At 62.0% G+C, this 24,627-nt stretch carries 25 protein-coding genes; 18 read left to right on the forward strand and 7 right to left on the reverse strand.

What is annotated here, in order from left to right; translation table 11 throughout:
* Window positions 1-26 precede the first annotated feature (26 nt).
* The 3 genes from ACST81_RS07585 to ACST81_RS07595 all read right to left on the reverse strand — a co-directional run bounded on the left by ACST81_RS07585 (window position 27) and on the right by ACST81_RS07595 (window position 3,772).
* The gene (locus tag ACST81_RS07585) at window positions 27-1,403 is read right to left on the reverse strand and encodes an aspartate aminotransferase family protein (protein WP_438752286.1); all 1,377 of its coding nucleotides are present in this window, start codon (window positions 1,401-1,403) and stop codon (window positions 27-29) included.
* A 47-nt stretch (window positions 1,404-1,450) separates the two neighbouring features.
* The gene (locus ACST81_RS07590; protein WP_438752288.1) at window positions 1,451-2,947 is read right to left on the reverse strand and encodes an NAD-dependent succinate-semialdehyde dehydrogenase; all 1,497 of its coding nucleotides are present in this window, start codon (window positions 2,945-2,947) and stop codon (window positions 1,451-1,453) included.
* A 327-nt stretch (window positions 2,948-3,274) separates the two neighbouring features.
* Window positions 3,275-3,772 carry an Lrp/AsnC family transcriptional regulator gene (locus tag ACST81_RS07595; protein ID WP_056336155.1) on the reverse strand — a complete coding sequence of 166 codons (498 nt, stop codon included), beginning with the start codon at window positions 3,770-3,772 and terminating at the stop codon, window positions 3,275-3,277.
* A 105-nt stretch (window positions 3,773-3,877) separates the two neighbouring features.
* Here ACST81_RS07595 and ACST81_RS07600 point away from each other — a divergent pair, with 105 nt between their 5' ends.
* The 10 genes from ACST81_RS07600 to doeB all read left to right on the forward strand — a co-directional run bounded on the left by ACST81_RS07600 (window position 3,878) and on the right by doeB (window position 13,671).
* The gene (locus ACST81_RS07600; protein ID WP_438752290.1) at window positions 3,878-5,263 is read left to right on the forward strand and encodes a PLP-dependent aminotransferase family protein; all 1,386 of its coding nucleotides are present in this window, start codon (window positions 3,878-3,880) and stop codon (window positions 5,261-5,263) included.
* 120 nt (window positions 5,264-5,383) lie between these two features.
* Window positions 5,384-6,169, forward strand: a complete 786-nt coding sequence (gene ehuA, locus ACST81_RS07605; protein ID WP_438752291.1) for an ectoine/hydroxyectoine ABC transporter ATP-binding protein EhuA — start codon at window positions 5,384-5,386, stop codon at window positions 6,167-6,169.
* Between the two features lie 61 nt (window positions 6,170-6,230).
* Entirely contained in the window at window positions 6,231-7,085 is an 855-nt protein-coding gene (gene ehuB, locus ACST81_RS07610; RefSeq protein ID WP_438752293.1) for an ectoine/hydroxyectoine ABC transporter substrate-binding protein EhuB, read from the forward strand.
* A gap of 258 nt (window positions 7,086-7,343) precedes the next feature.
* Window positions 7,344-8,003: an ectoine/hydroxyectoine ABC transporter permease subunit EhuC gene (gene ehuC, locus ACST81_RS07615; protein ID WP_438752295.1), complete on the forward strand. Its 660-nt coding sequence runs from the start codon at window positions 7,344-7,346 to the stop codon at window positions 8,001-8,003.
* A 2-nt stretch (window positions 8,004-8,005) separates the two neighbouring features.
* Window positions 8,006-8,668: an ectoine/hydroxyectoine ABC transporter permease subunit EhuD gene (ehuD, locus tag ACST81_RS07620; RefSeq protein ID WP_438752296.1), complete on the forward strand. Its 663-nt coding sequence runs from the start codon at window positions 8,006-8,008 to the stop codon at window positions 8,666-8,668.
* Window positions 8,665-9,438 carry an ectoine utilization protein EutA gene (gene eutA / locus ACST81_RS07625; protein WP_438752298.1) on the forward strand — a complete coding sequence of 258 codons (774 nt, stop codon included), beginning with the start codon at window positions 8,665-8,667 and terminating at the stop codon, window positions 9,436-9,438. The genes ehuD and eutA overlap by 4 nt, the downstream gene beginning before the upstream one ends.
* A gap of 4 nt (window positions 9,439-9,442) precedes the next feature.
* Window positions 9,443-10,447: a hydroxyectoine utilization dehydratase EutB gene (gene eutB / locus ACST81_RS07630; RefSeq protein ID WP_438752300.1), complete on the forward strand. Its 1,005-nt coding sequence runs from the start codon at window positions 9,443-9,445 to the stop codon at window positions 10,445-10,447.
* Window positions 10,444-11,433, forward strand: coding sequence for an ectoine utilization protein EutC (gene eutC, locus ACST81_RS07635; RefSeq protein ID WP_438752301.1), 990 nt, complete (start codon window positions 10,444-10,446; stop codon window positions 11,431-11,433). Before eutB ends, eutC begins: the two co-directional genes overlap by 4 nt.
* A gap of 32 nt (window positions 11,434-11,465) precedes the next feature.
* On the forward strand, window positions 11,466-12,659 hold the full coding sequence (gene doeA, locus ACST81_RS07640; protein ID WP_438752302.1) for an ectoine hydrolase DoeA: 1,194 nt from the start codon (window positions 11,466-11,468) through the stop codon (window positions 12,657-12,659).
* 7 nt (window positions 12,660-12,666) lie between these two features.
* Window positions 12,667-13,671, forward strand: coding sequence for a N(2)-acetyl-L-2,4-diaminobutanoate deacetylase DoeB (gene doeB / locus ACST81_RS07645; RefSeq protein WP_438752304.1), 1,005 nt, complete (start codon window positions 12,667-12,669; stop codon window positions 13,669-13,671).
* A gap of 733 nt (window positions 13,672-14,404) precedes the next feature.
* Here doeB and rpsU read toward each other — a convergent pair.
* Window positions 14,405-14,641 (reverse strand): 30S ribosomal protein S21, encoded by a 237-nt coding sequence (rpsU, locus tag ACST81_RS07650; protein ID WP_438752306.1) that lies wholly within the window; start codon window positions 14,639-14,641, stop codon window positions 14,405-14,407.
* 1,108 nt (window positions 14,642-15,749) lie between these two features.
* On the opposite strand from rpsU, the gene ccoN reads away from it, so the two are divergent.
* Genes ccoN through ccoS form a run of 8 tightly spaced genes read left to right on the forward strand, consistent with a single transcriptional unit; the run spans window position 15,750 to window position 22,675 of the window.
* The gene (gene ccoN, locus ACST81_RS07655) at window positions 15,750-17,405 is read left to right on the forward strand and encodes a cytochrome-c oxidase, cbb3-type subunit I (RefSeq protein WP_438752307.1); all 1,656 of its coding nucleotides are present in this window, start codon (window positions 15,750-15,752) and stop codon (window positions 17,403-17,405) included.
* A gap of 5 nt (window positions 17,406-17,410) precedes the next feature.
* A complete protein-coding gene (gene ccoO, locus ACST81_RS07660) occupies window positions 17,411-18,151 on the forward strand; it encodes a cytochrome-c oxidase, cbb3-type subunit II (RefSeq protein ID WP_438752309.1) in 741 nt (246 codons plus the stop codon).
* Window positions 18,148-18,318: a cbb3-type cytochrome c oxidase subunit 3 gene (locus tag ACST81_RS07665; RefSeq protein WP_325462444.1), complete on the forward strand. Its 171-nt coding sequence runs from the start codon at window positions 18,148-18,150 to the stop codon at window positions 18,316-18,318. Before ccoO ends, ACST81_RS07665 begins: the two co-directional genes overlap by 4 nt.
* Window positions 18,309-19,190, forward strand: a complete 882-nt coding sequence (ccoP, locus tag ACST81_RS07670; RefSeq protein ID WP_438752311.1) for a cytochrome-c oxidase, cbb3-type subunit III — start codon at window positions 18,309-18,311, stop codon at window positions 19,188-19,190. Before ACST81_RS07665 ends, ccoP begins: the two co-directional genes overlap by 10 nt.
* Window positions 19,187-19,405: a hypothetical protein gene (locus tag ACST81_RS07675; protein ID WP_438752313.1), complete on the forward strand. Its 219-nt coding sequence runs from the start codon at window positions 19,187-19,189 to the stop codon at window positions 19,403-19,405. The genes ccoP and ACST81_RS07675 overlap by 4 nt, the downstream gene beginning before the upstream one ends.
* Before the next feature lie 24 nt (window positions 19,406-19,429).
* Window positions 19,430-20,215, forward strand: coding sequence for a DUF2189 domain-containing protein (locus tag ACST81_RS07680; RefSeq protein ID WP_438752315.1), 786 nt, complete (start codon window positions 19,430-19,432; stop codon window positions 20,213-20,215).
* A gap of 19 nt (window positions 20,216-20,234) precedes the next feature.
* A complete protein-coding gene (locus ACST81_RS07685) occupies window positions 20,235-22,526 on the forward strand; it encodes a cation-translocating P-type ATPase (RefSeq protein ID WP_438752317.1) in 2,292 nt (763 codons plus the stop codon).
* A 2-nt stretch (window positions 22,527-22,528) separates the two neighbouring features.
* Window positions 22,529-22,675, forward strand: a complete 147-nt coding sequence (gene ccoS, locus ACST81_RS07690) for a cbb3-type cytochrome oxidase assembly protein CcoS (protein ID WP_438753425.1) — start codon at window positions 22,529-22,531, stop codon at window positions 22,673-22,675.
* Window positions 22,676-22,693: 18 nt separating this feature from the next.
* On the opposite strand, the gene ACST81_RS07695 is transcribed toward ccoS, so the two are convergent.
* The 3 genes from ACST81_RS07695 to ACST81_RS07705 form a co-directional block, all read right to left on the reverse strand.
* On the reverse strand, window positions 22,694-23,080 hold the full coding sequence (locus tag ACST81_RS07695; RefSeq protein ID WP_438752319.1) for a response regulator transcription factor: 387 nt from the start codon (window positions 23,078-23,080) through the stop codon (window positions 22,694-22,696).
* A 61-nt stretch (window positions 23,081-23,141) separates the two neighbouring features.
* A complete protein-coding gene (locus tag ACST81_RS07700; protein WP_438752321.1) occupies window positions 23,142-23,753 on the reverse strand; it encodes a response regulator transcription factor in 612 nt (203 codons plus the stop codon).
* 10 nt (window positions 23,754-23,763) lie between these two features.
* On the reverse strand, window positions 23,764-24,603 hold the full coding sequence (locus tag ACST81_RS07705; protein ID WP_438752323.1) for a sensor histidine kinase: 840 nt from the start codon (window positions 24,601-24,603) through the stop codon (window positions 23,764-23,766).
* Between the last annotated feature and the right edge of the window lie 24 nt (window positions 24,604-24,627).

Below are 24,627 nucleotides of genomic sequence, written 5' to 3' on the forward strand. Positions count from 1 at the left end.
CGGCAGCCGTCGTCTTAGGAACAGAATTATCTGCCAAGCACCGCTTTGATGGCATCTGCCGCCGCATTGACGACCGTGTCGGCCTCTTCGCGGGTCAGGCAGAGCGGCGGGGCGAAACCGAGAATATCGCCCTGCGGCATGGCCCGGCCGATGACGCCGCGTTCTAAGAGGGCGGCCGAAACCTGCGGGCCGATCTTGCGGGACGGATCGAAGAAGACGCGGTCATCCTTGTCCTCGACGAATTCCACCGCCGCCATCAGCCCGTCGCCGCGCACGTCGCCAACGTTTTTGTGGTCCGCCACGGCCTTTGCCAGTTCGGAACGGAAATAGGCGCCGGTGGAGCCGGCATTCTCGACAAGCCCGAGCTCATCCACCAGTTCAAGGTTCGCCACGCCGGCGGCGGCGCAGATCGGATGGGCGGAATAGGTCCAGCCGTGGCCAATGGCGCCCATCTTGTCGGACCCTTCCACCAGCACCCGCCACATTTTGTCGGAGACGATCGAGCCGGAGAGCGGCGCATAGGCCGAGGTCAGGCCCTTGGCGATGGTGATGAGGTCCGGCTTCATGCCGTAATGATCGGAGCCGAACATAGAGCCCAGGCGGCCGAAGCCGGTGACCACTTCGTCGGCGACGAGCAGGATGTCGTATTTGTCGAGCACGGCCTGGATCTTCTGCCAATAGCCCTGCGGCGGCGGCACGATGCCACCTGTGCCGAGGATCGGCTCGCCGATGAAGGCGGCGATCGTATCGGGACCCTCGGCGAGGATCATCTCTTCCAGCTTGTCAGCGCAATGCTGCGAGAACTGCTCCTCGCTTTGTCCGCGATCGGCGCGGCGGTAATAATAGGGCGCCTCGGTATGGAGGATCGGCGCGCGTGGCAGGTCGAACAGATTGTGGAAGAGCTCGAGCCCGGTGAGCGATCCGGTCATGACGCCGGAGCCGTGATAGCCGCGCCAGCGGGAGATGATCTTCTTCTTCTCCGGGCGGCCGAGGATATTGTTGTAGTACCAGATCAGCTTGATATTGGTCTCGTTGGCATCCGAGCCGGAGAGGCCGAAATAGACCCTGGACATGCCTTCCGGCGCCCGGTCGATGATCATCTTCGAGAGCGTGATCGAGGCTTCCGTGCCATGGCCGACATAGGCGTGGTAATAGGCGAGGTTCTTTGCCTGGTTGGCGATCGCATCGGAAATCTTCTGGCGGCCATAGCCGACATTGACGCAATAGAGTCCGGCAAAGGCATCGAGGCTGGTGCGGCCGTTGGTATCGGTGATGTAGACGCCTTCGCCGCCGCCGATGATCCGCGTCGGTGTCTCGCCGCGCGCATGCGTGCCCATATGGGTGGAGGGATGGAAGAAGTGGTCGCGGTCCCAGGCGTTCATTTCGTTGCTGTGTTCGGACATGATCTATTTCCTTGTCTGAGTGTTTTCCAAAATGCAGTTGGACGGCGTCAGGCGGCCGTGTCGATGCAGAGATATTTGAGTTCGGTGAAGGCTTCGAGGCCGTGGCGGGAACCCTCGCGGCCAATGCCGGATTGTTTCCAGCCGCCGAAGGGAATGGGGCCGCCGGTGATCTTCACCCGGTTGATCGCCACCATGCCGTATTCGAGCGCGCGGCCAAGCCGCATCTGTCGGGCGCCGTTCTCGGTGACGACATAGGCGACCAGGCCATATTCGGTGTCGTTGGCGCGGGCGATGATCTCCTCTTCCGTATCGAAGGCGGTGACGGCGGCAACCGGCGCGAAGGTTTCCTCGTGCATGATCAGGGCTTCGGCCGGCACGTCGGTCAAAAGCGTCGGGGCGTAGAACAGCGGTCCGGCCGCGTGGCGCTTGCCGCCCGTCAGGCATTTTGCGCCGCGCCTGACGGCATCCGTCACATGCTCCTCGGCCTTTTCCACCGCGCGTTCGTGCATCAGCGGGCCGATCTCGACATCGGGCTCAAGGCCGGTGCCGACTTTCAGCGCCTCGATGCGGGCCTTGAAGGCCGTGTTGAAGGCATCGAGGATCGGCCGCTGGACGAAGATGCGATTGGCGGCGAGGCAATCCTGGCCGGAGGTCGCGAATTTGGCGTTGATGGCGACATCGACGGCCTTGCCGATATCGGCATCATCGAAGACGATCAGCGGCGCATGGCCGCCAAGCTCCATCACCAGCCGTTTCATGGTGGGCGCGCATTGCCCGGCAATCAGCCTGCCGATTTCAGTTGAGCCGGTGAAGCTCATGGCGCGGATGCGCGTGTCCTCGCACATGCGGCCAACGATGGTCGCGGCATTGCCGGTGAGCACATTGAAGACGCCGGCCGGAATGCCGGCCCGTTCGCCGAGTTCCGCCAGCGCCAGCGCCGAAAGCGGCGTTTCGGACGAGGGATGGGCAACGACGGTACAGCCTGCGGCAAGGGCGGCGGCGGCCTTTCGGGTGACCATGGCGGAGGGGAAATTCCATGGCGTGACGATGCCGACGACGCCGAGCGCTTCGCGGCGCACGATCATCTCTGCGCCGGGAAGGTGGCTGGTCACGCTCTCGGCGTTCAGCCGCTTTCCTTCCTCGGCGTACCATTCGATGAAAGAGGCGGCATAGGCGATCTCGCCCAGCGATTCGGCCAGCGGCTTTCCCTGCTCCAATGTCATGATCAGCGCCAGATCGTCTTTGGCGGCAAGCATCAGCTCGTACCATTTGCGCAGGATGGCGGCACGCTCCTGCGGCAGCAGGGCGCGCCATTTGGGGAAGGCGTCCGCGGCGGCCTCGATCGCCTTGCCGGTCTCGTCCGCATCGAGTGCCGCCACCCAGGCGACCGGTACGGAAGACGCGGGATCCTTGACCTCGAAGGTGCGGTTGGCGCTGTTTGCCACCCAGCGGCCGCCGACATAGGCGAGCGATTTCAACAGATGCTTGTCCTTCAGCCGTTCAAGGGCGTCGTGACAGGCGGGGCGTGCGAATACGGCGTTCATCCGGTCTCCTCTCGTCCATTTGCAAGGTCTCGCTGATGCGCCCGGTCTCAATTCTCTCCGTCATCCTCGCCCTTGTGGCGGGAATCCAGCAGCGGCGCGTCCGCGCAAGGCTCTTTCACGCGATGGACATCGCGTGGCTGGATTCCTGTGACAAGCACAGGAATGACGGGAGGTAAGTGATGCGACACCCACAGGAGCATCCCGGCACATCAATCGAAACAATTCGATCTGTGCGAAGTCTGACAGCTTCGATGCGAGAGATTGTCTGTTGAGCGGGAGGATGAAAGAGGATTGGTCCAAAAGGACGGACCGCCGCAGAGGAATCCACTAGCCGGCGTCCGGCGCATCTCCGTCGGAAAGCAGCACCGAGAGCGGCAGGGCGGTCTCCTCCTTCACCGTCTTGGTGACGATGTAGGTGAAGTAGCGGGCGATGCCGAGTTCGCGATCGAGCAATCCATCGACCAGCCGCTGATAGGCGTCGATATCGGCGGCCATGATCTTCAGGATGTAATCGACGCCGCCGCCGACTGACCAGCAGGCGGTGATTTCGGGGATGCCGGCAATGGCGCGCTCGAAACGGTCGAAATCCGCCTGGCGATGATTGCCGAGCGTCACCTCCATCATGACGCTGGCGACGGGTGCGACGCGCCGTACCGCGATACGGGCGTGATAGCCGGAGACGATGCCGGCCTTTTCCAGCTTCCTCAGCCGCATCCAGCACGGCGTCGGCGACAGGCCGACCTCCTCGGCCAGGGCCACCTTGGTGATCCGGCCATCGCGCTGGACAGCCTCAAGGATACGCAGGTCGATAGCGTCGAGCTTCATGCGGGCAGGTGTCCCAAGGTGGAAATCAAGGCAAGACTATGAAAAAGACCAGTGGAATGCAATTTCCGGATTGTCAATTGACATGAATTTTATCACTGTCAAATCATGACAAACTGGCGCCCCGATCCATTACAACTTCGCCGACCGGCCTATCTGTCGCTTGCCGAGCAGATTGCCCGGGCGATTCAGGAGGGCAAGCTTCTGGCCGGCGCCCAGCTTCCGACGCACCGCAAGCTGGCCGACGATCTCAAATTGTCGATCCAGACGGTCAGCCGCGCCTATGACGAATTGATCCGTCGTGGCCTGGTGACGGGCGAGATCGGGCGCGGCAGCTTCGTCCAGACCCGCGCCAAGGAGCCGGAGCCGCCTTATCTCCCGGAACGGCTGGGCGAACTGATCGACCTGTCGATCCTCAAGCCCGTCTGCGAGCAGCTTCATCTGGAGCGGATGCGGGAAGCCTTCGGCTGGCTTTCGGAAAACCTGCCGTCAAGCTCTGCCCTTTCCTTCCGGCCGAATATGGTCTTTCCCCGGCACCGGGCCGTGGCAACCGAATGGCTGGCTCAGTGCGGCCTCGATGTCTCGCCGCTTAATGTCAATCTGACAAACGGCGCGACTTCCGGCATGACGGTGGCATTGATGAGCGTCGCACCGCCCGGATCGACGGTGGCGGCCGAAGCGATCAGCCACCACACGCTGGTGCCGCTCTCCACCTATCTCGGCATTCACCTCGAAGGCTTGCCGATCGATGAGAACGGCATGATCCCGGAGGCGCTCGACGACGCCTGTCGCAAGGGGCCGATCCGCGCCGTCTTCCTGCAGCCATCGGTGGTCAATCCGCGAGCGGCGCTGATGAGCGCGGAACGCAGGCAGGCGCTGGCGGCGGTCGCTGCAAAGCACGATATCGCCATCATCGAAAACGATATCCTCGGCCCCCTGGTCGAAGACCGGCCGCCGCCTGTGGCGGCCTTTGCGCCCGAGCGCACGCTCTATGTCACGAGTTTCACCAAGATCACCGTGCCCGGCCTGCGCATCGGTTATCTGGTCGCCCCCGACCGCTATGTCGCCGCCGTTGCCAACCGTCACCTCGTCTCCAACTGGATGGCAACGCCGGCAATCGCCGAAATCGCTACGCGCTGGGTGAGCAACGGCACGGCGATGGAACTGGTCGATTGGCAGCGCCGGGCGCTTTCGCTGCGCCATGAGATCGCAGCCGAAATGCTGGGCGGGCTTACCTACCACGCCCATCCGCAGAGCCTGCATGTCTGGCTGCCGCTGACCTGCCATCATACGGAGGAAGGTTTCGTGGCGCAGGCGCGCCTGCGGGGGGTGGCGATTGCGCCGGGCACCTCGTTTCGCACTGCCGACCAGGGGTGGGCGCCGGCCGTGCGCATTTCGCTCGGCTCCACATCGGAAGCCGAACTGCGCGCCGGACTCGGCATCGTCGCCTCGCTGGCGCAGGGAAATCCTGAAGCTCTGCTGCTGGCGATCTGATGGAATGATCAATTTTTCGGCACAGCCAGAATAATTGTCATGATATTATTTAGGCAATTGACATGATTTACATGAGTGGTCATCGTTAGGCATCACCGGTCTCAACACGGAGAGACGTGCATGCCTTCGCCTATCATCCGGATCGATACCATTACCAAGGCCTACGGACCGCTGACGGTGCTCGACGGATTGTCGATGGAGGTCATGCCGGGCGAGAAGCTGGCGCTGATCGGCCCTTCCGGCTCAGGCAAGACGACGATCCTGCGCATTCTGATGACGCTGGAAAAGATCAATGGCGGCCATATCGAGGTCGAGGGCCAGCAACTCTACCATATGGAGAAGGCCGGCGGCCTGGTTGACGCCGACGAGCGGCATCTGCAGAAGATGCGCGAGAAGATCGGCATGGTCTTCCAGCATTTCAATCTCTTCCCGCACAAATGCGTGCTCGACAATATCACGCTCGCGCCGATGCTGACCAAGGGTGTCGCCCGGGCCATCGCCGAGAAGCGGGCCATGGAGCTTCTCGACATGGTCGGCATGGCCGACAAGGCCAAGAGCATGCCCGCGCAATTGTCCGGCGGGCAGAAGCAGCGCGTCGCGATTGCCCGTGCGCTGGCGCTTTCACCGAAGATCATGCTGTTCGACGAGGTCACCTCGGCGCTCGATCCGGAGCTGGTCGAGGAAGTGCTGAACGTCATGCGCAAGCTGGCGGCGGAAACCGACATGACCATGCTGCTCGTCACTCATGAAATGGGCTTCGCGCATGATTTCGCCGACCGGGTGCTGTTCTTCGATCGGGGCAAGATCGTCGAGCAGGGCAAGCCGGACGATATTTTCCGCAATCCCAAGCAGGAGCGCACGCAGGCCTTCCTGCGCAAGATCATTGCGGCAGGGCACCGCGTCTGATCGCCCCGGCGAGCGGACAATGCCTCCCATAAAAACGGAAAAATCCAGAGGAGATGGAACGATGAAACTGAAGCATTTGATGATGATGACCGCAGCCGCCTCGGCATTGATGGCGCTTTCGACGGCAGCGCCGGCTTTCGCCGACGATGCGAAGCTGGAAGAATTGAAGGCGCAGGGCTTTGCCCGTATCGCCATTGCCAACGAACCGCCCTTCACCGCCGTCGGTGCCGACGGCAAGGTTTCGGGTGCGGCGCCGGATGTAGCCCGCGAAGTCTTCAAGCGCCTCGGCGTTCCGGATGTCGTTGCCTCGATCTCCGAATATGGCGCGATGATCCCGGGCCTGCAGGCCGGTCGCCATGACGCCGTCACCGCCGGCCTGTTCATGAAGCCGGAGCGCTGCGCCACGGTTGCCTATTCCGAGCCGGTCCTTTGCGATGCCGAAGCGATGCTGGTCAAGAAGGGCAATCCGAAGGGCTTCAAGAGCTATGCAGACGTTGCCAAGGACCAGTCCGCCACGATCGGCGCGCCGGGCGGCGGCACGGAAGAGAAGCTGGCGCTCGAAGCCGGCGTACCGCGCGAGCGTGTCATCGTCGTGCCGGACGGCCAGAGCGGCCTGAAGATGCTGCAGGATGGTCGCATCGACGCCTATTCGCTGCCGGTGCTGTCCATCAACGACCTGGTCAAGAAGGCCAATGACCCGAATCTCGAGGTCATCGCGCCGGTCCAGGGTGCTCCGGTCTATTGCGACGGAGCCGCCTTCAAGAAGGGCGACGAGGCGCTGCGCGATGCCTTCGACGTGGAACTGGCCAAGCTGAAGGAATCGGGTGAATTCGCCAAGATCATCGAGCCCTACGGCTTCTCGGCCGCCGCCGCCATGTCGACGAGCCGCGAGAAGCTCTGCGCGGCCGCGCAGTAAAACGAGATGCGGGCGGAGGGTTTGCCTTCTGCCCGCGTTCGATTGACGGAGATCCATCATTCTTCTCCGTCATTCCTGTGCTTGTCACAGGAATCCAGCCACGCGGCGTCCGCCGCGTGAAAAGAGTTCTTTCGCGCCGCAGACGCGGCGCTGCTGGATCCCCGCCACAAGGGCGAGGATGACGGAGAAGAAGTTGGGCTTGAACAGTCAAAAAACTGCGAACTTTGAGGCTGAACCGGCAAGGATAGAGAAGGCACGATGATCGACTGGTCCGGCTATATAGCGCTCATCCTCGATGGCGCATGGGTGACGATCAAGCTCACCATCATGGGCTCGGTGCTGGCACTGGTCGTCGCCTTCGCCGCCGGTCTCGGCCGCATGTCGCGCTTTTTCGCGGTGCGGACGCTGGCGACCGTCTATATCGAGTTCTTCCGCGGCACATCGATCTTCGTCCAGTTGTTCTGGGTCTATTTCGTGCTGCCCTTTGCCGGCATCACGCTGACGCCGTTGCAGGCCGGGGTGCTGGCGCTCGGGCTGAATGTCGGTGCCTATGGTGCCGAGGTGGTGCGCGGCGCGGTGCGGGCCATCGGCCGCGAGCAGCACGAGGCCTGCGTCGCGCTCAATCTCGGCCGCTATCACCGGATGCGGTACATCATCCTGCCGCAGGCGCTGCCGTTGATGCTGCCGACCTTCGGCAACAATGCGATCGAGCTTTTGAAAGGCACGGCCGTGGTCTCGCTGATCTCGCTCTCCGACATGACCTTCCAGGCGCAGGTCGTGCGGGCCCAGACCGGCAATACGCTGGTTCCCTTCGCCACCATCCTGGTTCTCTATTTCGCCATGGCCTGGGCGATATCCGCTGGCGTGCGCTGGCTCGAGCGGCGTGCGACGCGTGGACTTGACGGGGTGAGGGTCTGACAATGGAATGGGATTGGGCTTTCGTCTGGCAAATCATGCCGACCCTTCTCGAAGGGCTGAAGATCACGATCATCGCCACGGTTCTCGGCGCGATCGTTGCCGCCATCTTCGGCATGGTGCTGGCCATCGCCAAGCGTTCTTCCAACCGGCTTGTTTCGCGCAGCGTGGGTTTCGCGGCCGATTTCATCCGTGGCACGCCGCTGCTGGTGCAGCTTTATTTCATCTTCTACGTGCTGCCCGATATCGGCATCCGCCTGTCGCCGCTGACCGCCGGCGTGATCGGGCTCGGCATCCATTACGGCACCTATGCGGCGGAGGTCTATCGCGCCGGCATCGACAATGTCCCGCGCGGACAATGGGAAGCCGCGCGCGCCGCCAATCTCAGCACGCGGCAATCCTGGATCCATGTGGTCCTGCCGCAGGCCATCCCGCCGATGATCCCGGCGCTCGCCAATTATTTCATCGCCATGTTCAAGGAAACGCCGCTGCTTTCGGCAATCACCGTGCTGGAACTGATGAACCAGGCGAAAAGCATTGCAAACAGCAATTACCGCTATATCGAGCCGATCACCATGGTCGGCGTGTTCTTCCTCGTCATCAGCCTGATTTCCGTGGTGGCGCTCCGCTGGCTGGAAGAACGCTATGCCCGGGTGGACGAGCGATGACCGTGACAATCGACACCGCCTCCCGCGCGCCGCGCCTCGACGACCGGCCGCTTGAAAAGCGCATCGGCCTCATCATTCTGGCGACCGATCACACGACCGAAGTCGATTTCCAGCGCATGGTGGCAAGCGAGCGGATCGGCGTCTATGTCACCCGCATCCCCTATGCCAATCCGGTGACGCCGGAGAACCTGAGGAAGATGCAGCCATCGCTGACGGCCGCGGCGGCGCTCATCCTGCCCGACGAGCCGCTCGATGTGGTGATGTATTCCTGCACCTCGGCATCGGTGGTCATCGGCGACCAGCAGATCGAGGCGGCGGTTCAGACTGCAAAACCGGGCGTACCGGTCGTCACGCCGACGGCTGCGGCGGTCAAGGGCTTGCGCGCACTCGGCGCGAAGCGGATTTCGGTGCTGACCCCCTACACAGTGGAGACAAGCCGGCCGATGGCCGAATATTTCGAGCAGCTCGGCTTTACGATCGACCGCTTCACCTGCCTCGGCCTCACCGACGACCGCGAAATGGCGCGGATCTCGCATGATGAGATCGTCGGTTTTGCGGGCCAAGCCATGGCGCCGGAATCGGATGCGCTGTTCATATCCTGCACGGCCGTGCGGGCCGCCGAGGTGGTCGCGCGGATCGAGCAGGCAATCGGCAAGCCTGTGGTGAGCAGCAATCTGGCCACCGCCTGGGCCTGCCTCAGGCTCTGCGGCGAGACGGCGGCGCGTCCTGAACTGGGCATGCTGATGACCCGGCCCTATCCGGAAGGCTGATGGCATGGGCAGGCAATCGGTACATATTTCCCTTGATGATATTCGCGCCGCGTCGGCCCGCATTGCCGGGCGTGTCCTGAAGACGCCGATGGTGCAATCGCCCGTGCTCAGCCAGTTGGCTGGCGTTCCGGTTTACCTGAAGCTCGAACATCACCAGACGACCGGCAGCTTCAAGCTGCGCGGTGCCACCAATGCCGTCCTGTCCCTGAGCCCGCAGGAGCGGGCGCGCGGTGTCGTCGCGGCCTCCACGGGCAATCACGGCCGGGCCTTGGCGCATGCGGCCAAAGCGGAAGGCGCTCTTGCCACCATCTGCATGTCGCGGTTGGTACCGGACAACAAGATCTCGGAAATCCGCCGGCTCGGTGCCGATGTGCGGATCGTCGGGCGCTCGCAGGACGAGGCGCAGGAAGAGGTCGACCGGCTGGTGGTTAAAAAGGGCATGGCCATGGTGCCGCCCTTCGATCACCCCGCCGTCATTGCCGGGCAGGGTACGCTCGGGCTGGAACTCATGGAGCAATTGCCGGAAGCCGCAACCGTGCTCGTGCCCCTGTCGGGCGGCGGCCTGGCAGCCGGCGTGGCTGCCGCCGTCAAGGGGATGAACCCCGGCACGAAAGTGATCGGCCTGACGATGGAGCGGGGGGCGGCCATGAAGGTGAGCCTCGATGCCGGCCGTCCGGTGCAGGTCGAAGAACTGCCGAGCCTTGCCGATTCGCTCGGCGGCGGCATCGGGCTCGATAACCGGCTGACCTTTTCCATGTGCCGCGGCCTGCTCGACGAGGTCGTCCTGCTCTCCGAGGAAGAGATTGCCGCCGGCATGCGCCATGCCTATGCGGCGGAGCGCGAGATCGTCGAGGGTGCCGGTGCCGTGGGTATGGCCGCTCTGCTTTTCGATCGCATCCGACTGCCAGGACCGGTTGTCGTCATCCTGTCCGGCCGCAATGTCGATATGGAGTTGCATCGCCGGATCATCAACGGCGCCGTGTCCCTCGCCACGGAGGAGGCCGCATGAGCCGGATGATCATTCTCACAGAAGCCGAGTTGAGAGCCATCGTAACGCTGGACCGCGAGATCGTTACCTGTATCGAGGACGCTTTTCATGCATTGGCGACGAAGGCCGTCGCCATGCCGCCGATCCTGCGGCTTGATATTCCAGAACATCGCGGCGAAGTCGATGTGAAGACCGCCTATGTGCCGGGGCTCGACGGTTTCGCCATCAAGATCAGTCCCGGCTTCTTCGACAATCCGAAGATCGGCCTGCCCAGCACCAATGGCATGATGGTGCTGCTTTCGGCAAAAACCGGCCTCGTCCAGGCGCTGCTGCTCGACAATGGCTACCTCACCGATATCCGCACCGCCGCCGCCGGCGCGGTGGCCGCCAAACACCTGTCGCGGGAAGATTCGGGCGTGGCGGCGATCTTCGGCGGGGGCATGCAGGCGCGGCTGCAGCTGCAGGCGCTGATGCTGGTGCGGCCGATCCGCGAAGCGCGGATCTGGGCGCGCGATGCAGCAAAGGCGCGGCTGGTCGCGGCCGAGCTTGCGGCAGCGCTCGGTATTCCGGTCGTCGCCCATGCGGATGCGAAACAGGCCGTCACCGGCGCCGATATCATCGTCACCACCACGCCTTCGGACATACCGATCCTGAAGGACGAGTGGCTGCAGCCCGGCCAGCACATCACGGCCATGGGTTCGGATGCCGAGCACAAGAACGAGATCGAGCCGGCCATTGTCGTCAACGGCTATTACGTCGCCGACAGCGTCGGGCAGACCCGGCGTCTCGGCGAATTGCACCATGCCATCGCCGCCGGCCTCGCCGAAGCCGAGGTGGATTTCCCGGAACTCGGGCAGATCGTCGCCGGGCAAAAACCCGGGCGGACGGCCGCCGACCAGATCACCATCGCGGACCTCACCGGAACCGGTATCCAGGACACCGCCATCGCAACGCTTGCCTTTGCGCGTGCCGGTTCGGCAGGCGCTGGCACCGCATTTGAAAGTTGAGACCGGCATCTGCCGGAGAATGAGGGAGTGACATGACCCAACCGAATCTCAAATTCTCCTTGGGGGAATATGAAGCGCGCCTGAAAAAGACGCGGCAAGCCATGGAGAAGAAAGGCGTCGATCTTCTGATCGTCAGCGACCCCTCCAACATGGCCTGGCTCACCGGCTATGACGGCTGGTCCTTCTATGTGCACCAAGCGGTCATCGTACCGCCGACCGGCGAGCCGATCTGGTACGGTCGCGGGCAGGACGCCAACGGCGCAAAACTCACCGCCTATCTGAAGCACGAGAACATCATCGGCTATCCGGATCACTATGTTCAGTCGACCGAGCGGCATCCGATGGATTATCTCGCTGCCAAGCTTGCCGAGCGTGGTCTCGACAAGCTGACGATCGGCGTCGAGATGGACAATTACTGGTTTTCCGCCGCCGCCTTCGCCTCGCTGATGAAACATCTGCCGAATGCGCGCTTCGTGGATGTGACGGCGCTGGTCAACTGGCAGCGCGCGGTGAAAAGCGCGACCGAGATCAAATATATGCGCAATGCCGCCCGCATCGTCGAGGGCATGCACCAATGCATCTTCGACACGATCGAAGTGGGCATGCGCAAATGCGATCTGGTCGCGGAAATCTACGACGCGGGCATTCGCGGCACGGACGGGCCGGATGGCAAGATCGGCGGTGATTATCCGGCGATCGTTCCGCTCCTGCCTTCGGGCGTCGATGCCTCGGCACCGCATCTCACCTGGGACGACCGGCCGATGAAGCGCGGCGAAGGCACGTTCTTCGAGATCGCGGGCTGCTACAACCGCTATCACGTGCCCTTGTCGCGCACCGTCTTTCTCGGCAAGCCGACCCAGGAATTCCTCGATGCCGAAAAGGCGACGCTGGAAGGCATGGATGCCGGCCTTGCCGCCGCCAAGCCCGGCAATACCTGCGAGGATATCGCCAACGGCTTCTTCGGCGTCTTGAAGAAATACGGCATCGTCAAGGACAACCGCACCGGCTACGGCATCGGTATCTCCTATCCGCCGGACTGGGGCGAGCGCACGATGAGCCTGCGTCCCGGCGATCGGACCGAGCTGAAGCCCGGCATGACCTTCCATTTCATGACTGGCCTCTGGCTCGAGACCATGGGCCTGGAGATCACCGAAAGCATCCTGATCACCGAGACCGGGGTCGAATGCCTGGCCAATGTGCCGCGCAAGCTGTTCGTCAAGGATTGATACCCAGATGAGCGACACCGCCTTGCGCCCTTCACCTATCTCGCCCACGGTCGATTTTTCGGCCGAGGGCATCCAGCATGGTTTTCTCCGGTTGCCCTATAGCCGTGACGATTCCGCCTGGGGCTCGGTGATGATCCCGATCACCGTCGTCAAAAACGGGGAGGGGCCGACGGCCCTTCTCACCGGCGGCAATCACGGCGACGAATACGAGGGGCCGATCGCCCTGTTCGACCTCGCTCGAACCTTGAAGACTGAGGATGTTTCCGGCCGGGTCATCATTATCCCCGCCATGAACTATCCTGCTTTCGTCGCCGGTACCCGCACGTCACCGATCGACAAGGGCAACATGAACCGCAGCTTTCCGGGCAGGCCGGACGGCACGGTGACGCCGAAGATCGCGGATTATTTCCAGCGCGTTCTGCTGCCGCTTGCCGATATCGTCCTCGACTTCCACTCGGGCGGCAAGACGCTCGATTTCCTGCCCTTCTGCGCCGCCCACATCCTGCCCAACAAGGCGCAGGAGCAGAAGAGCTTCGATCTGGTCGAGGCTTTTTCGGCGCCCTATTCGATGAAGATGCTCGAGATCGACGCGGTCGGCATGTACGACACGGCGGCGGAAGAGATGGGCAAGGTGTTCATCACCACCGAGCTCGGCGGCGGCGGCACGGCGACAGCCAAGACAGCAGGGATCGCCAAGCGGGGCGTGATCAACGTGCTGCGCCAGGCGGGCATCGTCAAAGGCAAGGCCGCCGTGTCGTCAACGCAATGGCTGGATATGCCGGACGGCGACTGTTTTGTCTTTGCGGAAGAGGGCGGATTGATCGAGCCGCTTGTCGATTTGGGAGACACTGTCGTCGACGGCCAGATGATTGCGCGCATCTATCCGGTCGGGCGCACCGGTGTCGCGTCCTGCGAGGTTCATGCGAAAATGGACGGCATGCTCTGCGCCCGGCATTTCTCCGGGCTCGTCAAAGCCGGAGATTGCATCGCGGTCCTGGCGGTAGCGGTTTAACGCTTCATAGAGCATCGTTCCCTTAATACGACCCATTCTGCTGGAAGGAATTTTGGCCAGAACCAAGGCGGCTGGCGAAAAGCGCAGCAAAAGCTGCGGTTGAGACGGCCACCGCCGATAGTGGCCAAAATTCATCCAGCCCTTCGGGTTGGCTGAAAACGGCCGCCCACTGCGGCGGATGGCTGGACCGATGGATGTCGCATCGCTCTGCGCCATCCTTCTTGTGGATCGGCCGTTTTGAGCCAACAGAATGGATCGTATTAAGGGAACGATGCTCTAGCCCCCGCAACCAACAATCCCTACACGCTCTCACACTCGGGAAACTCCGCAGAAAGCTCCTCGGCATAAGCCTCGAGGAGCTTTTTAAGTTTCTGCTTCGTGTCGATCTCGCAAGACTCGATCTTGGTCCGGAAATTGATCCGTGCCACGGCAGCGTACTGCCCTTCCGGAAGCTCGTGCAAATCCACCGATGCCACGATATTGGTGATAGGGCCATGCATTTCCCGGATGGCCGGCTGGTGAGCAGGGTGTCTTGCCGATCACGACGCTCTGGATCAGATCGCGGGCGATCCGAATCAGCCAGCGTTTTGCATGTTCGCGCTTGCCCGCCGCGCTTATAGGTCAAAACGGCGCGCTAAAAATCTTTGGCCTCGTGTGATGCAGCCGGCATAAACGCCAAAAGCCGCCCCGAAGGGCAGCTTGAGTTTTTCTCAGCGATATTGAACAGAAGGTCTCAGCCCTTGCGGGCGGGCTTCTTGGCGGACGAGACGCCGCTTTCGCGCTCGAGCTTCTTGCGGGCGAGCTTGCGAACCCGGCGGATGCCTTCGGCCTTTTCGCGGGCGCGCTTCTCGGACGGCTTTTCGAAATGTTCGCGTAGACGCATTTCGCGGAAGACGCCTTCGCGCTGCAATTTTTTCTTCAGAAAACGGAGCGCTTGCTCAACGTTGTTGTCACGGACCAGAACCTGCAATGTAAACTCCTTGGATCACTGACGCTCTCATAAAGCGATGTTCGCCATCGATCAAGGCTTGGAAGCCGTGTTGAGTGGTTCAATCTGCCGATTGTTGGCGTTTATTTTGTCCTCAGGCACATGGGACGGGCGAATTCCGTGGTTGAGCGCGGCTGCGTAGGCAAATCGCCGGGGCGGCCATCTGAAAAAAGCGGGTGTGGGAGGCGTTATCGAATGGGAGGTCGCGCGTCGTGATTTCTGTCCTTCTATATAAGTGCCGCTGTCGATCTCGACGGAAGTGACGATGGCGCGATGCCGGCTTCCGAAAGGGCATTCGCTTCCGTCGAGGCTTGGTGGCAGGGAAAGGCGCCGGCCTTGATCGATCTTCGGGGGGGGGGGGCGTCTGACGCGCGTCAATTCTGGCCTGCCCGTGTTCGGCTATGCGAACGGTGTCGGCCCACATGCATGCGGATCGACCAAAGACGATCGTCAGGATGCAGCATGCCAAAAACCATTCACTCTCCATCCTGGCGAGTCCTCTGCGACCGTCTTTAGGCATAGCTGATTCATCCGGTTGCGGCCTGAAACCGCGGCATCTTGTCTGGATCGCCGGCTTGCCGCGTGGCACAACTGCGCAGGATGGCAAATTGCCACGCTGCGGCAGTTGAAACCGGCTTATCAATGTCGCCCTCGGGGATGATATTTTATGAAACATTCGAAATATCTGATATGATTTTCAAAAACATAGAGAAAATCCGTCTTAATCGGAGGCTGCGACGGCCGTCCTTTCGTGTGCCTCATGCCGTCCCACGAAAATTGAACGTTTCAGTTGCAGGAAATCAGCGGTATTTGGAAAAATCACTAATCCTCGTATCTTGACTACCAAGGCGTTTACGAATCCAATCGGGAGGTCTCGGGCGATACCTGTCCCTCACGCATCGTGCCGAGCATCAGTCGGTCCCACGGGGGTGGGCAGCAGATTGTGCTGTGCCGGATCGTGTAAGGAAACGTTCAGTGTGTCACCAGAGAAGAGTATTTTCCTGTTCCATCAAGCATCGCGTTGCTTGTCGAGCGGACGGCATCTGTCAATTCGGTTGGCCGATCGGTAGCCTAGCGGGGCGGATTTGACATGGTCGCACAATTGACATCCGGCGAGCGGCAAATCGCGCTCGTTATTCTCATCGCCCTTGCTCTTGTCGGACTGGCCATGGGGGTTGCCGGCCGCACCGATGCACTCGGGGTGCACGGCCTGATCGTGCTGACGTTGAGCGTCGGCTTCATCTTCCTGGTCCTGTCCTCCTTCTATGCGCCGGAACCGAGCCCGGAGCGGCTGACCCAATATTATGACGACCCCAGCAAGGTCGGTATCATCCTGACGATCATCTGGGGCATTATCGGCATGGCCGTCGGGGTCTGGGTGGCCAGCCTTCTGGCATGGCCGGACCTGACCTTCGATGCCGGATGGGCAAGCTTCGGGCGCCTGCGTCCGGTCCATACGAGCGGCGTCATCTTCGGCTTCGGCGGCAATGCCCTGATCGCTACGTCCTTCCATGTGCTGCAGCGTACCTCGCGGGCTCGCCTTGCCGGTCAGTTCAGTCCCTGGTTTGTGCTGCTCGGCTACAATCTGTTCTGCATCATCGCAGCCGCCGGCTATTTCATGGGCGTTACGCAATCGAAGGAATATGCGGAGCCCGAATGGTATGCGGATATCTGGCTGGTCATCGTCTGGGTGGTCTATTTCATTCTCTACATTCGGACGCTTGCACGCCGCAAGGAACCTCATATCTATGTGGCCAACTGGTACTACATGGCGTTCATCCTCGTCGTGGCGGTGCTGCATATCGTCAACAACCTCGCCGTTCCGGTCTCGTTCGGCCATGCGAAGAGCTATTCCGCCTTCTCCGGCGTCCAGGATGCGATGACGCAGTGGTGGTACGGCCACAATGCCGTCGCCTTCTTCCTGACCGCCGGCTTTCTCGGCATGATGTATTACTACCTGCCGAAGCGGGCAGGCCGGCCGATCTTTTCCTATCGCCTTTCGATCATCAGCTTCTGGGGCATCACCTTCATGTATATGTGGGCGGGCTCGCACCACCTGCACTACACGGCGCTGCCGGAATGGGTGCAGACACTCGGCATGACATTCTCGCTCGTGCTTCTCGTTCCGTCCTGGGCTTCGGCCGGCAATGCGCTGGCAACGCTCAATGGCGCCTGGCACAAGGTGCGTGACGATGCGACGTTGCGCTTCATGATGGCGGCGGCGGTGTTCTACGGCCTCTCCACCTTCGAAGGCTCGTTCCTCGCCATCCGGCAGGTGAATTCGTTGTCGCACTATACCGACTGGACCGTCGGCCACGTCCATGCCGGCGCGCTCGGCTGGGTCGCGCTCATCACCTTCGGTTCGATCTACAGTGTCGTGCCCTGGCTGTGGAAGCGCGAGCGGATGTATTCGGCCGCCCTGGTCGAAGTGCACTTCTGGTTGGCGCTGGCCGGCACTGTCGTCTACGTCTTTGCGATGTGGAACTCCGGCATCATTCAGGGCCTGATGTGGCGCACCTACAATGAAAGCGGAACGCTGACCTATTCGTTCATCGATTCCGTCGTTGCCATGCATCCCTATTATATCGCCCGGGCTTTCGGTGGCTTCCTGTTCCTGCTCGGAGCCGTCGTTTGTGCCTATAATATCTGGATGACGATCCGCATGGCGCCGGACGCCTTGTCCAAATCGACTGCGGACGCTCCAGAGCCGAGGCAGGCCGCTGTCTCGCCCGTGCCTGCGGAGTAAACGACATGCCCGAGTTTCACAGAAAAATCGAACGCAGCGCCATGGGTTTCGTGCTTGCCATCGTCGTGGTGTCCAGCATCGGCGGCTTCATCGAGATCGCGCCGCTGTTCACGATCGACCAGACGGTCGAGGAGGCGCCGGACATGCGCGTCTACACGCCGCTCGAGCTTGCCGGACGCAATATCTACCTTCGGGAAGGCTGTTACGCGTGCCATTCGCAGATGATCCGCACGCTGCGCGATGAGGTCGAGCGCTACGGCCCCTATTCGCTGGCGGTGGAATCCAAATACGACCACCCGATGCTGTGGGGATCCAAGCGCACCGGGCCGGATCTCGCTCGCGTCGGCGGTAAATATTCCGACGCTTGGCATGTGGCGCATCTGCACAATCCGCGCGATGTCGTGCCGGAATCGGTCATGCCGAAATATGGCTGGCTGGGGCGCAATGCGCTCCGGATCGACGATCTCGGCGAGCATCTGGCGGCGATGCGCGCGGTCGGCGTTCCCTATACGGACGACATGATCGCCAATGCGGGCAACGACGCCTTCGGCCAGGCATCGCCCGACAGCAACTTTGCCGCCGGCGTTTCCGAGCGTTATGGCGAGGCGACGCAGGTGCGACTGTTTGATGGCAACCCCGATCAAATCACGGAAATGGACGCGCTTGTCGCCTATCTCCAGATCATCGGCCGCCTGACCGACGTTGCGCATAAACAGGCCTCCATCGCAACGGAGGCGGCGAAATGAACCTCGATCACGAAACTCTGGTGGCCTTTTCCAAGAGTTGGGGCCTCTTCTACCTGGTCGCATTGGCGATCGGCGTGGTGATCTACGCGCTCTGGCCGGCCAACCTGCGCAAATTTCACGTTGCCAAGCAAAGTATTCTCGATGAGGACGACAAGCCATGGACATAGGCGAACGCGACCCCGTCACTGGCCGGATGACCACCGGCCATGAATGGAACGGCATTACCGAACTCACCACGCCCATCCCGCGGGTGGTGATCTTCTTCCTCGTGGTCACGACGCTGTTTGCCATTGTCTACTGGATCCTAATGCCGGCGATCCCGCTTGGCCGGACCTATACCAAGGGACTGCTCGGACTCGACCAGAAGACCCAGGTGGAGCAGCAGTTGCAAGCCGCCAACACCGAACGCAGCGTCTGGTCCTCGAAGATCGAGACCATGGACTTTGCCGCGATCAAGGCCGATCCGGCCCTGATGACGATCGTCAACGAGGCGGGCGGCACCCTATTCGGGGACAATTGCGCCGTCTGTCATGGGACCAGGGGTGCTGGAAGCAAGGGCTTTCCCAATTTGACCACGGGAACGTGGCTGTGGGGCGGCGATCCCGACACGGTGTTTGAAACCGTCCGGGTCGGCATCAATTCGACGCATCCCGACACCCGCGTTTCGCAGATGCTGGCCTTCGGTCGCGACAGCATGCTCGATCGCGCGCAGGTCAGCGATGTCGTCTCCTATGTCCGATCTCTCGGTGGTGTCGAAAGCGCGGAGTCGGCATCCCCTGAAAGCATCGCGCGCGGCAAGGACGTGTTTGCGGCCAATTGCGTCGCCTGTCATGGGGAAGACGCCAAGGGCAAGGTGGATGTCGGTGCGCCGAACCTGACCGATGCCTGGTGGATCTATGGCAGCAATCGCCAAGCGATCCATGATACGATCTTCAACGGCCACGAGGGGCATATGCCGCATTGGGAAGACCGCCTTTCGGTCACCGACCGGAAGATCCTGACACTCTACGTCCTGTCTCTTTCGGAGACGAAGACATGACGAGCATGACGGTAAAATCATCGAAAGGCCTCAGGTCGCGGGGCGGGCTGGTCATGATCACGCTGCTCGGGGCCGCAATGGTGATTTTCTTCGTGGCCAATGCGCACCTCCTTTATGTCGCGATGCAATCGCAGCCGGATTGCGTGCCGCATGCCAAGCCATCGGGAGAGGCTGCTCCCGGTATCGAATACGGCGCGGCGAAATCGGCCTGCTAGAGCCTTGAAGAAGGATGGATCGACATGAGCAATTCCCACACTGCGCCCATCGCCGGCCTGACCGCAGCGCAGGCGCGTCAACGCGGGCTTCCGGCGAGCGCCGCGCTGGGCTGGCTCGGCGCCGGCTGGCGCGACCTGATGACGTCACCGGCATCCAGCTTTTTCTACGGCCTCGTGGTCTTTGCGATTTCCGTGGCGATCGTCGCCGGGCTGCTTTTCGTGGGACGGGACTATATCCTGTTTCCGGCCATCGCTGCCTTCATGGTGGTCGGGCCGCTGGTGGCGATCGGCCTCTATGAGAAGAGCCGCCTGATCGGCGCCAACAGGCCGTCGAGCCTCGGGCGCATGCTGTTCGTCAGACCCGCGTCGGGAGCGCAGGTTCTGTTCACCGGCGTGATCCTGCTGGGGCTGGCGCTCCTGTGGATGCGCTCCGCCGTGATCGTCTACGCGCTGTTCTTCGGCCTGCGCCCGTTTCCGGGCATGGATCATATCGTGCCCATGCTGTTTACCACCGGCATCGGCTGGGCGATGCTTGCGACCGGCACGATCATCGGCGGCATTTTCGCCGCTTTTTCCTTCGCGATCAGTGTCTTTTCCATCCCGATGCTGCTTGATGAGCGGACCGACGCGTTCACCGCCATGGGCACGAGCATCTCGATTGTCTGGAACAATCGACGCGTGATGATCGCCTGGGGCGCGATCGTGCTCGGTCTGACGGTGGTCGGGCTGCTGACGGGTTTCGTCGGCTTGATCGTCATCTTTCCGCTGCTCGGGCACGCCACCTGGCATGCCTACAGGGCGATGAAGTGAGGAGGTCGGCGGCAAGATCATGAGCTGTTGCGCGCCCAATGCGTCGGCATCGCTGGTCATCGGGGGCATCGAGCCGGTATCGCTCGGCCTGGATGAACTCGTCCTGTCGAGCCGTGATCTCGGAGATGGCTCGCGCCAGAGCGATCTTTCCGTGCCTGGTATCCATTGCGCCGCCTGCATCGCATCGGTCGAGCGGAGCCTGTCGGCGCTGCCCGGTGTCGAACACGCCCGGGTCAACCTTTCGATGAAGCGCGCATCGATACGCTGGCGCGCGGTCGATGGCAGGGTGCCAGACCTGATTGGCGGTCTGCAGTCCATTGGTTATGATGCCCATCTCTTCACGAGTGGAACGGAAACCGCCGATCCGCACTATACCCGGCTCGTGCGGGCGCTGGCCGTGGCCGGCTTCTGTTCCATGAACATCATGCTGCTGTCCGTTTCCATCTGGTCCGGTGCCGATGGCGGGATACGGCAGGCTTTTCACTGGATTTCTGCCGCGCTCGCGCTGCCCGCGATCGTCTATTCCGGGCGGATTTTCTTTGTCTCGGCCTGGGGCGCGCTTCGTCATGGCCGCACCAATATGGATGTGCCGATTTCCATCGGCGTCCTGCTCGCCTTCGGACTCAGCCTCTACGATACGATCCAGGGCGGCGATCATGCCTATTTCGATGCGGCGACGTCGCTGCTCTTCTTCCTGCTGATCGGCCGCACACTCGATCATGTGATGCGGGAAAAGGCTCGTTCCGCCGTTGCCGGTCTGGCGCGGCTCATTCCACAGGGAGCAACGGTGCTCGACGCGGATGGCACGCGCCGTCATGTGCCGGTGTCGCAGATCGTGCCGGGAACATTGTTGTTCGTAGCGGCCGGCGATCGCATTCCGATCGACGGAACGATCGCTCAGGGATCGTCGGACCTGGATTATTCGCTGGTCTCCGGCGAGGCGGCGCCGAAATATGCCGGCCCTGGCACGCTGCTGCAGGCGGGCCTGATGAACCTGACCGGACCGCTGACGATCCGCACGACCGCAAACGTCGAAAATTCCTTCCTTGCGGACATGGTGCGCATGATGGAAGCGGCGGAAGGGGGGCGGGCGACCTATCGCCGGCTGGCGGACCGGGCGTCGGCGCTCTATGCGCCGGTGGTGCATTGCGTCGCCTTCCTCTCCTTCGTCGGCTGGATGCTGGCGACGGGCGACTGGCACCGGTCGATCACGATCGCGATTGCCGTGCTGATCGTCACATGCCCCTGCGCGCTCGGCCTTGCGGTGCCCATCGTCCAGGTCGTTGCCGCCCGGCGGCTGTTCGAAAATGGCATCATGGTCAAGGATGGCTCTGCCCTTGAGCGACTGACCGAGGTGGATGTGGTCCTGTTCGACAAGACAGGCACCCTGACGCTTGGCAAGCCGCGCCTGATCAATGCGGGGGAGGTCAAGCCTGAAGCCATGGCCGTTGCCAAGGCGATCGCGCTGCATTCGCGCCATCCCGCCTCGCTGGCCATCGCCGCCGAAATGGGACAGGAACTCTCAGGCCCGCTCGTGTTCGACAGCGTCAGTGAGCAGCCCGGCCTGGGCATCGAGGCGCGGTCGGGAGAGACGGTCTACCGGCTTGGCCGTTCCAAATGGGCGCTCGGCCGTGAGACCGATCAAAGTGACGAAACGCATTCGGTGTCGCTGCTGGTGCGCAATGGCGAGTTGCTCGGCCAATTCCTGTTTGCAGATCGTGTTCGTCGCGATGCGTTTCAAACAATCTCGGCTCTCCAGAAGGCGGGCCTTCCGACGGAAATCATCTCCGGCGACCGGGCGTCCGCAGTGGAAGCGCTTGCCGCCACCCTGCGGATCGATACCTATGGCGCAGGCCTGTTGCCGGTCGACAAGACGCAGCGGATTGACAGTCTGCGCGCCGAGGGTCGCAAGGTGCTGATGGTGGGCGACGGTCTGAACGATGCGCCGGCGCTTGCCAGCGCCCATGTCTCGATGGCGCCGGCCTCGGCCGCCGATATCGGGCGTTCCGCCGCCGACATCGTCTTCCTGCACGAAAGCCTTTCGGCGGTGACGCGGGCGATCGCCATCGCTCGCAATGCCGGGCGGCTGATCCGCGAGAATTTCGCCATTGCCATCGCCTATAACGCCATCGCCGTGCCGTTTGCCGTCCTCGGCGCCGTCACGCCGTTACTTGCGGCGATCGCCATGTCGCTCTCGTCGATCATGGTCGTGGCCAACGCCCTGCGGCTTCGAAACAGCACGCTCGGCGAAAGGTCCGATCCATCGCAAACCCGTCTTTCGGGGCAGGAGCCGGTGGAGATGGCGGCATGAGCCTGAACTATCTCTCCTTCCTGGTGCCGATCGCCATCCTCCTCGGAATTGCCGGACTCGGCGCCTTTCTTTGGAGCCTGCGGTCCGGGCAATATGACGATCTTGAAGGAGCAGCCGCACGTATCCTGCTGGATGATGACGAACAATGAGCCTCGCCTGAATTTGAATCAAAATGCCGGGCCTGACAGGGAGGACGATGCGTGGATCGCGGCGAAGGTGGCATCGCGCTCCAGCGGCTTGATCAGGTAATCCGACGCGCCCGCGCTGAGGCAGCGGTCCCGCATCTTCGGCTCGTCACCGCCGGTGATGATGATGGCGGGCAGTCTGTGGCCCGCCATGCGCAACCTGGCGAGCACTTCGATGCCGTTCAATTCCGGCATATGCAGGTCGAGAAGCACGCAGGCGTACTGTTCCTTTTGCAACTCGTCGAGGAAGGCTTGTCCGGACGGGAAATCTGCGACGCGATAGGAGAGCGACGAAACCATGCGGCACAACGCGCGGCGAACGGCCTCGTCATCGTCAACGATCGCAACTGTAAGTTTCGCCTCGTCCATGCGACCGTTCTATAGCAATGCCGGCAGGCACCGGTATTGGCCTTGGGTCCAATGCCACTTTCTACCCGGCGGCGACGGCCGCCAGGCGAACCAGATCGGCAACCGTCCGCACGCACATTTTTTCCATCATGCGGCCGCGATGAACCTTGACGGTCTTCTCGACGGTGCCGAGTTCGGCGGCGATCTGCTTGTTCAACTGACCGGCAACGACGCAGCCGAAGACTTCGCGCTCCCTGGGCGTGAGGGACGCGAGGCGCTGCTCGACCAGCCGGCGCTGCAGGGCCTTTTGCCGGCTTTTTTCATCCAACTGGAGAGCCTGGTCGATTGCTGCCAGCAGCGAGGCAGCATCGACGGGCTTGGTCAGAAAGTCGATGGCGCCCGCCTTCATCGCCCGCACGGTGGTCGGGATGTCGCCGCAGCCGGTGAGGAAAATCAGCGGACGCGCATGATTCCTGGACCAGAGTTCGTTCTGGATGCCGAAACCATCCATGCCAGGAAGATCGACGTCGAGCACGACGCAGCCCGGCGCATCGGGATCGTGCATCGTGAGGAAATCCTCAGCCGTACGGTATGTCTGCGCGTTGTATCCGGAGCAGATCAGCAGTCGCTTCAACGCAACCAGGATTCGTTCGTCATCATCGACCAGATAGACAATTGGATATGTGTTGCTCATCACGCACCCCCTATGCCGACGGCAGCGTAAAAATCGCCCGCGCGCCTTCGTCAAAGTTTTCATCGAAGACCAAGGTCCCGCCATGGGCCTGTGCGATCGATCTGCAGATAGCCAGTCCGAGCCCCAAGCTCGCCTTCTTCGTGCTGACAAAGGGTTTGAAGACCTCGGCTCGCCTGTCCGGCGATACGCCCATACCGCGGTCCGCAACCGTCAGTTCACACACCCCATTGTCGCGTTTTCTCGTCCTGATGGCAATCTCGCGCATCGCCGGCGGCAGATGCGCCATCGCGTCGGCAGCGTTGAGCAGCAGGTTGAGAATGACCTGTTGCAATTGCGGCAGGTTGGCGCGCACCGGAACGTCCGGCATGTCGAGCATGACGTCGACGCCGGTCTGGCGGGCCAGCAATTCGCTGCGTGCGAGGCCCAGTGTCGTCGTCACGGCCTGATTGAGATCCATGGGTTCGAGACTGGTTTCGCCCCGCAGCATCAGACGTCGCAACTGGCTGATCACCGTTGCCGCACGCCTGTTGTCCAGGATGATATCGTCCATGATGTCGCGCAGTTCGCGCAGATCCATCGGCTCGATATCGAGCAGCCGGCGTCCGGCTTCCGCATTGGCGAGGATCGAGGTCAGCGGCTGGTTCAATTCGTGGGCTAGGGCTCCAGAAAGGGCGCCCATCTGCGCGGTCCGCGAGAGATAAGCAAGTTCCAGCCGCTCCAGCGCAAGCTCCGCCTGCAGCCGCCGACGCCGCTGCTCCTGCAGCACAAGCGCAACAATAGTGGCCGTCTGGAGCACCACGACGATCAGAGTCAGGGTGATTTCCAGCCAATATTCCTGCCAGATGGTCACGGCGCGACTGACCGGTTCGGGCGC

The sequence above is a fragment of the Pararhizobium sp. O133 genome, from assembly GCF_051669845.1.
Taxonomy (GTDB): domain Bacteria; phylum Pseudomonadota; class Alphaproteobacteria; order Rhizobiales; family Rhizobiaceae; genus Pararhizobium.